Source organism: Streptomyces sp. NRRL S-244, from assembly GCF_000717915.1.
GTDB lineage: Bacteria > Actinomycetota > Actinomycetes > Streptomycetales > Streptomycetaceae > Streptomyces.
This window is the reverse complement of the sequence record NZ_JOCX01000012.1, coordinates 97,048-108,869: the sequence shown is the minus strand read 5'-3', so window position 1 is coordinate 108,869 and position 11,822 is coordinate 97,048. Positions and strand designations below refer to the sequence as shown.

The following is an 11,822-nucleotide window of genomic DNA, read 5'->3' as shown; positions in this document are numbered from 1 at the left end:
GGCTTGCAGGACACGGGAGTTCGAGGATCCGGGGGGACACGTGGACGAGCAGGCCTGGGAGCGGGAATTCGCCGGGCGGGACCGGCTGCCGGAGCACCGGGACCGGATGCCGGGGCGTCAGGACCAGCTGCCGGGGCGTCAGGACCGGCTGCCCGGCGGCCGGGCCGAGGACTCCTCGGGCGTGACCCAGATCCACGAGCCGGGTGCGCTGCCCACCGACCCCGAGACCCCCGACCGCCTGCGCTCCTGGGAGCTGCTGCCGGACGACGTACGGACCAGGACGCTGGAGAAGGCCGGCCGGTCCCTGGTGTGGTGGGCCCGGGTCTACGCCGACGGCGCCCCGTTCGCGCTGGTGCTGGGAGACCGGGGCCTGTGCCGGGTCCAGCCGGTGTACCGGGGCGGCAGGGCGCAGGAGCACCGGGGCGAGCGGGTCCGGGTGGAGCCCGGCTCACTGCGGACCCGTTCCTTCGACGCGCGTCCGCCGCAGGCGGGCGGCGGCCCGGCCGCGGCGCCCGGCCGTCCCGGCGCACCGGTGGAACGGCTGGTGCTGGACCCGCCGGAGGCGCAGGGGGTGCTCGGGCACTTCCCCCTCGACGTGCAGGACTTCCTCCAGCGGCCCTTCCTGGCCGACCGGCGGACCGTCTCGGCCGAGTGGTACTACGACGAGACCGTCGAGCCCACGCACACCGCCCTGTTCGTCCTCCTGTGCCTGTCCACCGACCGCCACGTCACCGCGATCGAGGCCCGCCGCACGCTGGAGCCGGGCGCCACACCGGACCGGGCCCGCTGGCACGCCCTCACGTGCCACCAGGCCCGGCTCGTCCCACCGCCGGCCGGCCCCCGCTGACGGGCCCCGCCCCGCCGTCAGTTCAGCGCCGTGATCATCGCCTCGGCCGTCGCCGCCATCGCGGTACGGGCCGCCGTCAGGTACGGCCGGGGGTCCGCCGGGGTCAGGTGGGTGCGGATCGCCTCCGTCATGGCCAGGTTCAGCGCGGTGCCGATGTTGACCTTGCGGATGCCGCCCGCCACCGCCGCCGCGAGTTCCGCGTCCGGCAGCCCCGAGGAGCCGTGGAGCACCAGCGGCACGTCCACGGTCTTGGCCAGGCGCGCCAGCAGCGCGTGGTCCAGCTCGGCGGTACGGCGGGTCATCGCGTGGCTGCTGCCGATCGCCACGGCCAGCGCGTCGACGCCCGAGTCGGCCACGAACCGCCGGGCCTCGTCCGGATCCGTACGGGCACCCGGCGCGTGCGGGTCCAGCGGCGCGGCGCCGTTCTTCCCGCCCACCTCGCCCAGCTCGGCCTCGACCCACAGACCGTTGGCGTGCGCCCAGTCGGCCGCGGAGCGGGTGGCCTCCAGGTTCTCCGCGTACGGCAGCTGCGCGGCGTCGTACATCACCGAGCTGAACCCGGCGTCCGCGGCCCGCCGGAGCAGGTCGGGGCTCTTGACGTGGTCCAGGTGCAGGCCGACCGGGATCCCGGCGGCCTCCGCGCACGCGGCGGCGGCGCGTGAGATCGGCAGCAGCGCTCCGCCGCGGAACTTCACGGCGTTCTCGCTGAGTTGGAGGATGACGGGCAGGCCCGCCCGTTCCGCCCCGGCGACGACGGCCTCGGCGTGCTCCAGCGTGATGATGTTGAACGCGGCGACGGCGCGGCCCGCCGCGGCCGCGTCGAGGACGAGCGTCCCGGCGGAGACGAGGCTCATCGGACCGCCTCCTCACCGGCGGTGAGGATCACCGAGCGGGTCAGGTTCCGCGGCCGGTCCGGATCGAGGTCCTGGTGGGCCGCCACGGCGAGCGCCAGCCGGTGGATCCGTACCAGCTCGGCGAGCGGGTCGAGCCGGCCGGGCACCCACTGGCCGCCGGTGGCCCGCACCTGATCGGCGAGCCCCTCGGGGGCCTCGTCGAGCGACCAGGTGAGGGTGCCGGGCCCGGTGACGCTGATCGGGCCGTGCCGGTACTCCATCGCCGGATACGACTCGGACCAGGAGAGGGAGGCCTCGCGCATCTTCAGCGCGGCCTCGTGCGCGAGGCCCACGCTCCAGCCGCGGCCGAGGAAGGTGAACTGCCCTCGGTTGGCCGCCTGTTCGGGCAGCGGTTCGGCGAGCGCGGTCCGGGCGTCGGCGACGACGGCGGGGGTGTGCCGGCCGAAGTGGGCGCGCAGCAGGGTCAGGGCGGTGGTCGCGAAGCGGGTCTGCACGACGGACTGCTCGTCGGCGAAGTCGAGGACGACGAGCTCGTCGGCGAGGGTCATCACCGGGGTCGCCGGGTCCCCGATGACGGCGGTCGTACGCACCCCGGTGTCCCGCAGCCCGGCCAGCAGGTCGAGCACCTCGGTGGTGGTGCCGGACCGGGTGAGCGCGACGACCCGGTCGTAGCGGCGGTGCAGGGGGAACTCCGAGGCGGGGAAGGCGTCGGTCTCCCCCTGCCCCACCTCCTCGCGCAGGGCGGCGGCCGCCTGGGCCATGTAGTACGAGGTCCCGCACCCGACGATCGCGGTACGCTCCCCCGGCTGCGGCAGCAATGCCCCGTGGGCCGGGGCCAGTTCGGCGGCCCGCTCCCAGCACTCGGGCTGCGTGCCCAACTCGTACGCGACGTGGCTCATGGCGGCTCCCTGGCGTGGTGGGTGCAGTTTCCTGCAAGGTAGCGGCCCTTTTCACGCAACTTCAAGCACCCGAGGGGGTTGATCTCCTGGGTTAATGTCGACGCGTAGGCCGATGGAGCACACCCGAGGGGGTCGATCGCCGTGGGGACCATGACCCGCAAGGAGCGCTGGCAGACGCTGCTGGATCTGCTGGTCGAGCGGGGCGAGCTGGAGGTCGAGCCGACGGCGGAGGCCCTCGGCGTGTCCGCCGCGACCGTCCGCCGCGACCTCGACCGGCTGGCCGAGCAGCAGCTGCTGATCCGCACGCGCGGCGGGGCGGTGGTGCACGGCGTCTCGTACGAACTCCCGCTGCGCTACCGCACCTCGCGCCGCGCGGCGGAGAAGCACCGGATCAGCGAGGCGGTGGCGGAGCTGATCACCCCGGGCGAGGTGGTCGGCCTGACGGGCGGCACCACGACCACGGAGGTGGCCCGCGCCCTGGCCGGCCGCCCGGACCTGGCGGCGGGCACGCCGGCGCTGACGGTGGTGACCAACGCGCTCAACATCGCGGGCGAGCTCGTCATCAGACCGCAGTTCAAGATCGTCCTGACGGGCGGGGTGGCCCGCCCCCAGTCGTACGAGCTGACGGGCCCGCTCGCCCAGCAGGTCCTGGGCCAGCTGACGATGGACACGGCGGTGGTCGGCGTGGACGCGTTCGACCCGGCGGACGGCGCGGCGACCCGCCACGAGGACGAGGCGGCGATGAACCGTCTCCTGTGCGAGCGGGCCCGCCGGGTGGTGATCGCGGCGGACTCCAGCAAACTCGGGGTCCGCGCCTTCGCCCGCATCTGCCCGACGCGGTCGGTGGACGTCCTGGTGACGGACACGGCCCTCCCGGACCGGGTCGCGGCAGAGTTCGAGGCGGCGGGGGTGGAGGTGCGGAGGGTGTAGGCGCGGAGGGTGTAGGCGCTTCGACGCCGAGCCGACCGGCCCACATCACGCGCCGCAATGCGCCGCACCGCGCCGCCCCGCACCGCGCCGCCCTCAGTGCGTCGGCAGGCGTCCCGCCTCCTCCGACAGGGCTGCCAGGATCGGGGCGATCAGGGGGTGGGACTCCGCTCCCCGGCGGGTCGCGGCGAAGACCCTCCGGGTGGGCGGCGCACCCGACACCGGGCGGACCTGGACCTCCTTGAGGTCCATGCCGCGCAGCGCCGAGCGCGGGACCAGAGCCACCCCCGCCCCGGCGCCCACCAGGGCGGTCACGGCGCGGAAATCGTCCGAGGAGTGCACGAACCGGGGCTGGAAGCCGGCCAGTTCGCAGGCGAGCAGCGTCACGTCGTGGCACGGGTTCCCGGGGTACTGACCCACCCAGTCCGCGCCGGAGAGGTCCGCCAGCGGGACCTCGGGGAGGTCGGCCAGGGCGTGCCCCGAGGGGAGCACCGCGTCGAAGGGTTCCGCGTACAGCGGCAGGACCGACAGGCGGCCGTCGTCGGCGCCCGGGGCGCCGCGGTATTCGACGGCCAGCGCGAGGTCGGCCTCGCCGTCGAGGAGCAGGGGCAGGCTCTGATCGCCTTCCGCGTCCCGTACGCGCAGCCGGATGCCCGGGTGCTCGCGGGCCAGGCGGGCGATCGCCGGGGCGAGGACCTCGGCGATGCCGGTCGCGAAGGCGGCCACCGTCACCTCGCCCGCCGTGCCTCCCGCGTAGGCCGCGAGCTCGGCTTCGGCGCGCTCCAGCTGGGCGAGGACCTCGTGGGCGTGCCCGAGCAGGATCTCGCCGGCCGCCGTCAGCCGTACGCCGCGACCGCTGCGGGTCAGCAGCGCGTGTCCGGTCTCCTGTTCCAGCGCCGCGAGCTGCTGGGAGACGGCGGAGGGGGTGAGGTACAGGGCTGCGGCCGCGGCGGTCACCGTACGGTGGTCCGCCACGGCCCGCAGGATGCGCAGCCGGCGGGGGTCGATCACCCCACCATTCTCGCAGGTGGAGCGCGCCTCCCGACCCGCCCTCAGGCCTCCGTGGCCGCCAGGGCGGCGCGGGCGTCCACGAAGGCGGCCACGGCGCGTTCCACGTCCGCCGTCGAGTGGGCCGCCGAGAGCTGGACCCGGATGCGGGCCGCGCCCATCGGGACCACCGGGTAGGAGAAGCCGATCACGTACACGCCGCGCTCCAGCAGCAGCTCCGCCATCTTGGCCGCCTCCGCCGCGTCGCCGATCATCACCGGGGCGATCGCGTGGTCGCCGGGGAGGATCTCGAAGCCGGCCTCGGTCATCTTCGTGCGGAAGAGCGCGGTGTTGGCGGCGAGCCGCTCGCGCAGGTCGCCCGCCGACTCCAGCAGGTCCAGGACCTTCAGGGACGCGGCGGCGATGACCGGGGCGAGGGAGTTCGAGAAGAGGTACGGGCGCGAGCGCTGGCGCAGCAGCTCGACGATCTCGGCGCGGGCCGCGACGTAGCCGCCGGAGGCGCCGCCGAGGGCCTTGCCGAGGGTGCCGGTGATGATGTCGACGCGGTCCATGACCCCGTGCAGCTCCGGCGTACCGCGGCCGCCGGGGCCGACGAAGCCGACGGCGTGCGAGTCGTCGACCATGACCATGGCGTCGTAGCGCTCGGCCAGGTCGCAGATCTCGGCGAGCGGGGCGACGTAGCCGTCCATGGAGAAGACGCCGTCGGTGACGATCAGCTTGCGGCGCGCGCCGCCCTCGGTGGCTTCCTTCAGGCGGGCTTCGAGCTCGGCCATGTCGCGGTTGGCGTACCGGAAGCGGCGGGCCTTGGACAGGCGGATGCCGTCGATGATCGAGGCGTGGTTGAGGGCGTCGGAGATCACCGCGTCCTCGGCGCCGAGCAGGGTCTCGAAGACGCCGCCGTTGGCATCGAAGCAGGAGGAGTAGAGGATCGTGTCCTCCTGGCCGAGGAACGAGGACAGGCGCGCCTCCAGTTCCTTGTGCACCTCCTGCGTACCGCAGATGAAGCGGACGGAGGCCATGCCGTAGCCCCAGCGGTCCAGCGCGTCCTTCGCCGCGGCGACCACCTCGGGGTGGTCGGCCAGGCCCAGGTAGTTGTTGGCGCAGAAGTTGAGGACCTCACCGGGGGCGCCGCCCGCGGTGACCGCCACGGCCGCGTTCTGCGGGGTGCCGATGACGCGCTCGGGCTTGTGCAGGCCCGCGGCGCGGATCTCGTCGAGGGTGGTGCGGAGGTCTTCGCGTACGGACTCGAACATGGGCTTCGGCTTCTCCTTGTGCGGCGGACGAAGGGGGCCGGGCCCCGCGGAGGGGGGAGGGTGGGCGGGGCCCGGCCGGAGGGAGATGGTTCGGTGGGACGGAGGCGGGGAGGAACGGGAGGAACGGTGGGCCGGTGCGCCCTCCGGTTCCGGTTCCCGTCCGGAGGCCGGAAGGGCCGTTACGCCGTCCAGTCCAGGATGATCTTGCCGCTGCGGGCGGTGGCCGCCTCGTCGAACGCGGCCTCGAAGTCGCGGTGCGAGTAGCGGCCGGTGATGACCGGGCTGAGGTCGAGCCCGCCCTCCAGCAGCACCGTCATCGCGTACCAGGTCTCGAACATCTCGCGGCCGTAGATGCCCTTGATCGTGATCATCGAGGTGACGACCTTCGCCCAGTCCACCGGGAACTCCTGCGCCGGGAGGCCCAGCATGGCGATCCGGCCGCCGTGCGTCATGTTGTCGATCATGTCGCGCATGGCCTCGCCGCGGCCGGACATCTCCAGGCCGATGTCGAAGCCCTCGCGCAGGCCCAGCTGCGCCTGCGCGTCGGCGATCGTCGCCTTCGAGACGTCGAGCGCGAGCGTGGCGCCGGCCTTGCGGGCGATCTCCAGGCGCTCGGGGCTGACGTCGGTGATGACGACGTTGCGCGCACCGGCGTGCTTGGCCACGGCCGCCGCCATGATGCCGATCGGGCCCGCGCCCGTGATCAGTACGTCCTCGCCGACCAGCGGGAACGACAGCGCCGTGTGCACGGCGTTGCCGAACGGGTCGAAGATCGCCGCCACGTCCAGGTCCACGGCGGTCCGGTGCACCCACACGTTCTGCGCGGGCAGGACGACGTACTCGGCGAACGCGCCGTCGCGCCCGACGCCGAGGCCGACCGTGCTGCGGCACAGGTGGCGGCGCCCGGCCAGGCAGTTGCGGCACTTGCCGCACACCAGGTGGCCCTCGCCGCTGACCAGCGCGCCGATCTCGATGTCCCGGACGTCAGCGCCGAGCGCGGCGACTTCGCCCACGAACTCGTGGCCGAGCACCAGCGGGGTCTTGACCGCGCCCTGCGCCCAGCCGTCCCAGGAGCGGATGTGCAGGTCCGTGCCGCAGATGCCGGTGCGCAGCACCTTGATCAGCACGTCGCCGGCGCCGTACTCGGGCTCCGGGACGTCCATGAGCCACAGCCCGGGCTCGGCCTTGTGCTTGACGAGTGCCTTCATGGGGGTGGCTCCAGGCATGCGGAGGGGGCGTTGCAACCACTGGTGCGGGTGCGACGTATCGACAGGCACCAATCTGCCGAGCGCGGAGGTGATCAGTCCATCGAGGATTTCTTAAGCGGGTCGACAGCCCAGCTTCACGCCTATGCTCCTCACGTGAAGGGCTGTGGCCTGGGCAGGGGCCCGCGGCCGGGGCAGGGAATGGGGAGGTGAGGGGCGTGCCGAGTCTGCGCAGCAGGGCGCTGTCGGTCGCGCTGATCGCGGCGGGGCGGCGAAGACGGTTCGCGAGTGCCGAGGCGGTACGCGCACGCGTGGCGGAGACGGCCCGCCGGCCGGCGTCGCACTTGCCGCCGCGCTCGCTGGGCCGGGTCGCAGACGTCTCCCGCACCTTCGTCGGTGCCTGGCCGGTGTACGACGCCTCGCCGCGCGGGATCGAGCCCGCGGCCCAGGTGCTGTACGTGCACGGCGGCGGGTACATCAACGAGCTGGTCCGGCCGCACTGGTCGATGATCCGGACCCTGGTCACGGAGGCGCGGGCCCGCGTCGTCGTACCGGCGTACATACTTGCCCCGCGCGGAACCGCCGACCGGACGGTGCCGGTGGCCGCGGACCTGCTCAGCGGGCTGATCGCGAGCGGCGGAGCGGGCGGCACGGTGCTCGTCGGGGACGCCGCGGGAGCGGGGCTGGCGCTGGCCGCCGCCCAGCGCCTGCGCGACCGTACGGGGGCCCAGCCCTCGCGGATCGTACTGATCTCGCCCTGGCTCGACCTGACCATGAGCCACCCCGACCAGGCGGCCATCGAGGCGGCCGACCCGCTCCAGGCCCGGCCGGGGCTGCTGGAGGCGGGCCGGCTGTACGCGGGCACGCTGGCCACCGACGACCCGCGGGTGAGCCCCCTGCACGGGGCGTTCGCGGGGCTGGCGCCGCTGACGGTGTTCACCGGAACCCGGGACGTGCTGACCACCGACAGCCGGGAGCTGCTCAGCCGCGCCCGTGCGGACGGGGTCGAGGTGGAGTTCCACGAGGAGCCGGGGCTGCCGCACGGGTACCCGCTGCTGCCGGTGCCGGAGGGGCGGGCGGCCCGGGACCGGATCGTGGAGCTGATCAGGTCCGCCGCCGACGACTGAGGCCGGGCGGGCGGGCCGGGGTGCGGGCCGCCGGGCGGGCCGGGGCGCGGGCCGGGGTGGGGGCCGTCATGCGGTGCAGGTCATCAGCGAGCTGATCGGCCAGGCCCGGTAGGCGGTCCAGTACGCCTCGTCGCGCGCGCCGTCGGCGGGCGGGGTCCGGTTCGGCTGCCAGCCGACCGTGGAGAAGCCCGCCTCGACGGCGGCCTCGGCGAAGTCGGCGTGCGCCCATTCGCGGAACTCGAAGTCGGCCGGGGGCTGGGTCAGGAACTGCGCCTTCAGCAGCGGCGCGTCGCCTTCCTGGACGCGGTCGACGATCCGGACCCCGTACGGCGACCAGTCGACGTTCGGGTACGCGCCGGCGTTCGGCACGATGGCCAGCAGCCGGCCGCCGTCGCGCAGGTTGGCGCGGATGGACCGGAACATGGCGTGCAGGGCGGACCGGTCGGCGGCGTAGTTGAACAGGTACACGGCGGTGGCCAGGTCGAAGGGGCCCATCTGCGGCAGCTTGGCGGCGTCGGCGACCACGTATTCAATGGACGCAGCCTCAATGGACGCAGTCTCAATGGACGCGGCTGAGATGGACGCTGCCTCAGCGGATGCGGCTTCCATGGACGCGGCCTCACCGCGGGACGCCGCGCCGCGGGCCGCCCCCGTGTCCTCGTGCGCTCCCGAAGCCGCCGCGCCCACCGGGCGTACCGCACCCACCGCGCGCTCCAGCGCGCCCACGCCGTTCCCGCCGATCACCCCGTGCGCACGGGCCAGCCGGATCATCTCCTCGGAGATGTCCACGCCGACGGCCCGCCGGGCCCCGCCGCGGGCCAGCAGCCGCGTGTTGTAGCCGTATCCGCAGGCCAGGTCGAGGGTGTCGAGCCCGCGCACCCCGCCGAGCGCGTCGAGCGCCCCGAGCAGGGTGTGGGTGTCGGCCGCCGCGAAGGCCGCCGTGGTCTTCGACTCCACGAAACGCTCGCCGATGGTGTCGTACTGGAACCGCATGCTCTGCCTTCCGTGGCGGGGTGGGACGCGTGCGTATGGTGCCCCGGAGCGCGGCCGGTCAGGTCGGGTGCGGCGGCCCGTCCCCCGGACGGGGGAGGCGTTCGGGTCAGTGCGTACGGCGTACGGGGTGCCCGGCCACCGCCGGGAGCAGTTCGCGGGCGCAGCCCCGCAGCCAGGCGTGCGCCGGGTCGGCGTCGTGGCGCGGGTGCCAGGCGATGCCGAAGGGCAGCGTCGGCAGGTCGAGCGGCACCTCGAAGGCCTCCAGCCCCAGCTCGGTGGCGAGCGGCACGGCCTGAGCGGCGATCAGGCCGACGAGGTCGCTCTCGCGCAGCAGGAACAGGGACGCGGGGTAGGAGCCGACGCTGCCCACCACCCGCCGGGACAGGCCCTGCCGGGCGAGGGCCGCGTCCACGGGGCCCTCCAGCCGGCCGCGCCGGGAGACGATGAGGTGCTCGGCGGCCGCGAAGCGGCGGGCGGTCATCCGGCCCTTCAGCAGCGGGTGCCCGGCCCGGGCGACGCCCACCATGTGCTCGTCGAAGAGGTGCTCGACGCGCACCTCGGGGGATCCGCTGTCCACGACGCCGAGTTCGAGGTCGGCGATGCCCTCGCGCAGCGCCGGGGTGTCCACGTGGCTCTCCGACAGGAAGCGCAGCCGTACACCGGGCGCCTCCCGGGCCACCCGGGAGAAGAGCGTGGCCCCGAAGGTGGCGGCGAAGGCGTCGTGGGACAGCACCGTGAAAGTACGGGTGAGGGTGGGCAGGTCGACCTGTCCGCCGCTCAGGAACAGGGCCCGGGCCCGTTCCACGACGGCCCGGACCTCGCCGTGCACGGCGAGGGCGTGCGGGGTCGGGACCATGGTCCGCCCGGCGCGCACGAGCACGGGGTCGCCGAGGGCCTTGCGGATCCGGCCGAGGGTGCGGCTCATGGCGGGCTCGGAGAGGTGCAGGCGGGCGGCCGCGCGGGACACGCTCGACTCCTCCAGGAGGACGTCCAGAGCGACGAGGAGATTGAGGTCCAGGCCGGATTGCGTCACACGCATTCATCCCTTGCAGAACTTGCACTGGAAAGCAGGTGCCGCCAACTCTACGGTGAGGCACGGGGGATGGCGCCGACCGCGCTTCCTGACCGCGCTCCCTTCCCCTCTCCCACACCACTTCACCGTCACCGACTCCGAGGAGGAGCCGTGCTCCGCCATGCCCTCAAGCGGGATCCCGCAGATCCCGACGCAGCCCCGTCCGCCCCGGCGCCCGCCGCCCTCACCCGGCCCGTCCTGCTCGTCCTGTGCGCCTGCGTGCTCGTCGCGCAGGCCATGGTCGCGGCCGTCAACCTGCTGATACCGCAGCTCGCCGCGTCCTCCCTGCACCCCGCCCCCGGCCAGCTGGTGTGGGCGGTCGACGCCTACGTCATCGTGTTCGCCGCGCTGCTCATCCCGGCCGGCGCCCTCGGCGACCGGTACGGCCGCAAGGGCGCCCTGCTGGCCGGGCTAGGGCTGTTCGCCGCGGGCGGGGCGGTCAGCGCGCTCGCCGCGGCCCCGGCGGTGCTCATCGCCGGTCGCGGCCTGTGCGGGGCCGGTGCGGCCCTGATCATGCCCGCCACCATGTCCGTACTGATCCACCTGAGCCCGCCGGAGCGCCGCGGCCAGGCGCTGGCGACCTGGACGCTGGCCGCCGGCCTCGGGGGCCTGGCGGGCAACGTCGGGGGCGGCCTGGCCGGGGAGTTCCTGACCTGGCGGGCCCTGTTCTGGGCGGTCGTCCCGCTCGGCGCGCTGCTCGCGTTCGCCGTCGCCCGTACGGTCCCCCGCACGCCGGCCCGGTCCGACGCCTCCGTCGACCCGCTGGGCGCGCTCCTGCTGGCCGGGGCGCTCCTCGCGGTCGTCTACGGGATCATCGAGGGGCCCTCGTACGGCTGGACCTCGGCGGCGGTGCTGATCGCCTTCGGGGCCGGCGCCGGGCTGCTCGCGGCCTTCACCGGCCACGCGCTGCGCGCCGCGCACCCGTTGCTGGACCCGCGGATCTTCGCCTCGCGCAAGCTGCGCGCCGGGTCGCTCGGGATCGGCGCCGCGTTCTTCGGGCTCTTCTCCCTCTTCTTCGTCAACGCCCAGTACCTCCAGTACGCGAAGGGCTTCTCGCCGGCTCTCACCGGTCTGGCGATCGTCCCGCTGACCATCGGCATGGCGGTCGTGCCGAAGCTGGGGGCCCGGCTGGCGGAGCGGACGGGGCCGCGGCTTCCGGTCGGCGCCGGGCTGGGCCTGATCGGGGCCGGGCTGCTGCTGGTCTCCACCGCCGACGCGGACACCCCGTACGCCCTGTACGCCTGCCACCTGCTGGTGCTGTCGGTCGGGACCGGCCTGTGCGCGCCCTCGCTGACCCTGACCGTGGTCGCCGAGCTGCCGGCGCACCAGGCCGGGCTGGGCTCCGGGCTGAACACCGCGGCCCGGGAGATCGGCGCCGCGCTGGGGGTGGCGGTGGTCGGCACGGTGCTGGCCTCCCGGTTCCACGGCGATCCGCAGGATCCGGCGCAGATCGGCGCCTTCACGGACGCGATGGGGGCCGCGCTGCGCACGGTCGCCTCGGTGCTGCTGCTCGCGGCGCTCGCGGTGGTGGCCGGCTACCGCAACGGCGCCGGTGCGGGGCGCGGAAGCCGGGAGGGGGCGGAGGACCGAAGCCGGCAGACCGGGCGCTGACGCCCGGCCCCCGCCCACCGGCGCCG

Annotated in this window: 11 protein-coding genes; 4 read left to right on the top strand and 7 right to left on the bottom strand. The window is 74.6% G+C overall.

Features of this window, described 5'->3' with window-relative positions:
• The first annotated feature begins 40 nt into the window (after positions 1-40).
• Positions 41-847, top strand: a complete 807-nt coding sequence (locus IF02_RS0117000; RefSeq protein ID WP_051696275.1) for a hypothetical protein — start codon at positions 41-43, stop codon at positions 845-847.
• Positions 848-864: 17 nt separating this feature from the next.
• Here IF02_RS0117000 and IF02_RS0116995 read toward each other — a convergent pair whose 3' ends face one another.
• Entirely contained in the window at positions 865-1,701 is an 837-nt protein-coding gene (locus tag IF02_RS0116995) for a class II fructose-bisphosphate aldolase (RefSeq protein WP_030157769.1), read from the bottom strand.
• A complete protein-coding gene (locus IF02_RS0116990) occupies positions 1,698-2,600 on the bottom strand; it encodes an SIS domain-containing protein (protein WP_030157768.1) in 903 nt (300 codons plus the stop codon). Before IF02_RS0116990 ends, IF02_RS0116995 begins: the two co-directional genes overlap by 4 nt.
• Before the next feature lie 150 nt (positions 2,601-2,750).
• Here IF02_RS0116990 and IF02_RS0116985 point away from each other — a divergent pair, with 150 nt between their 5' ends.
• Positions 2,751-3,530: a DeoR/GlpR family DNA-binding transcription regulator gene (locus IF02_RS0116985; RefSeq protein ID WP_030157766.1), complete on the top strand. Its 780-nt coding sequence runs from the start codon at positions 2,751-2,753 to the stop codon at positions 3,528-3,530.
• A 93-nt stretch (positions 3,531-3,623) separates the two neighbouring features.
• On the opposite strand, the gene IF02_RS0116980 is transcribed toward IF02_RS0116985, so the two are convergent.
• The 3 genes from IF02_RS0116980 to tdh form a co-directional block, all read right to left on the bottom strand.
• Positions 3,624-4,538, bottom strand: a complete 915-nt coding sequence (locus IF02_RS0116980; protein WP_030157764.1) for a LysR family transcriptional regulator — start codon at positions 4,536-4,538, stop codon at positions 3,624-3,626.
• A gap of 41 nt (positions 4,539-4,579) precedes the next feature.
• A complete protein-coding gene (locus IF02_RS0116975; protein ID WP_030157762.1) occupies positions 4,580-5,788 on the bottom strand; it encodes a glycine C-acetyltransferase in 1,209 nt (402 codons plus the stop codon).
• Positions 5,789-5,967: 179 nt separating this feature from the next.
• Positions 5,968-6,996, bottom strand: a complete 1,029-nt coding sequence (tdh, locus tag IF02_RS0116970; protein ID WP_030157761.1) for an L-threonine 3-dehydrogenase — start codon at positions 6,994-6,996, stop codon at positions 5,968-5,970.
• Between the two features lie 215 nt (positions 6,997-7,211).
• Between tdh and IF02_RS0116965 the strand changes: the two genes are divergently transcribed.
• Complete coding sequence (locus IF02_RS0116965) at positions 7,212-8,120, top strand: alpha/beta hydrolase fold domain-containing protein (RefSeq protein ID WP_234318231.1); 909 nt, start codon at positions 7,212-7,214, stop codon at positions 8,118-8,120.
• Positions 8,121-8,186: 66 nt separating this feature from the next.
• Here the strand turns inward: IF02_RS0116965 and IF02_RS0116960 are convergent, their stop codons facing one another.
• Both IF02_RS0116960 and IF02_RS0116955 read right to left on the bottom strand, forming a co-directional pair.
• Positions 8,187-9,113, bottom strand: coding sequence for a class I SAM-dependent methyltransferase (locus tag IF02_RS0116960; protein ID WP_037836457.1), 927 nt, complete (start codon positions 9,111-9,113; stop codon positions 8,187-8,189).
• Between the two features lie 106 nt (positions 9,114-9,219).
• Complete coding sequence (locus tag IF02_RS0116955; RefSeq protein WP_030157755.1) at positions 9,220-10,152, bottom strand: LysR family transcriptional regulator; 933 nt, start codon at positions 10,150-10,152, stop codon at positions 9,220-9,222.
• Between the two features lie 63 nt (positions 10,153-10,215).
• Between IF02_RS0116955 and IF02_RS0116950 the strand changes: the two genes are divergently transcribed.
• On the top strand, positions 10,216-11,796 hold the full coding sequence (locus IF02_RS0116950; RefSeq protein WP_078622137.1) for an MFS transporter: 1,581 nt from the start codon (positions 10,216-10,218) through the stop codon (positions 11,794-11,796).
• Positions 11,797-11,822 lie beyond the last annotated feature (26 nt).

What these genes read in the sequence shown, in the direction of transcription:
- IF02_RS0116995 (WP_030157769.1), bottom strand. Translation starts at nt 1,701, where the DNA reads ATGAGCCTCGTCTCCGCCGGGACGCTCGTCCTCGACGCGGCCGCGGCG.
- IF02_RS0116990 (WP_030157768.1), bottom strand. Translation starts at nt 2,600, where the DNA reads ATGAGCCACGTCGCGTACGAGTTGGGCACGCAGCCCGAGTGCTGGGAG.
- IF02_RS0116985 (WP_030157766.1), top strand. Translation starts at nt 2,751, where the DNA reads ATGACCCGCAAGGAGCGCTGGCAGACGCTGCTGGATCTGCTGGTCGAG.
- IF02_RS0116975 (WP_030157762.1), bottom strand. Translation starts at nt 5,788, where the DNA reads ATGTTCGAGTCCGTACGCGAAGACCTCCGCACCACCCTCGACGAGATC.
- tdh (WP_030157761.1), bottom strand. Translation starts at nt 6,996, where the DNA reads ATGAAGGCACTCGTCAAGCACAAGGCCGAGCCCGGGCTGTGGCTCATG.
- IF02_RS0116960 (WP_037836457.1), bottom strand. Translation starts at nt 9,113, where the DNA reads ATGCGGTTCCAGTACGACACCATCGGCGAGCGTTTCGTGGAGTCGAAG.
- IF02_RS0116955 (WP_030157755.1), bottom strand. Translation starts at nt 10,152, where the DNA reads ATGCGTGTGACGCAATCCGGCCTGGACCTCAATCTCCTCGTCGCTCTG.
- IF02_RS0116950 (WP_078622137.1), top strand. Translation starts at nt 10,216, where the DNA reads ATGGCGCCGACCGCGCTTCCTGACCGCGCTCCCTTCCCCTCTCCCACA.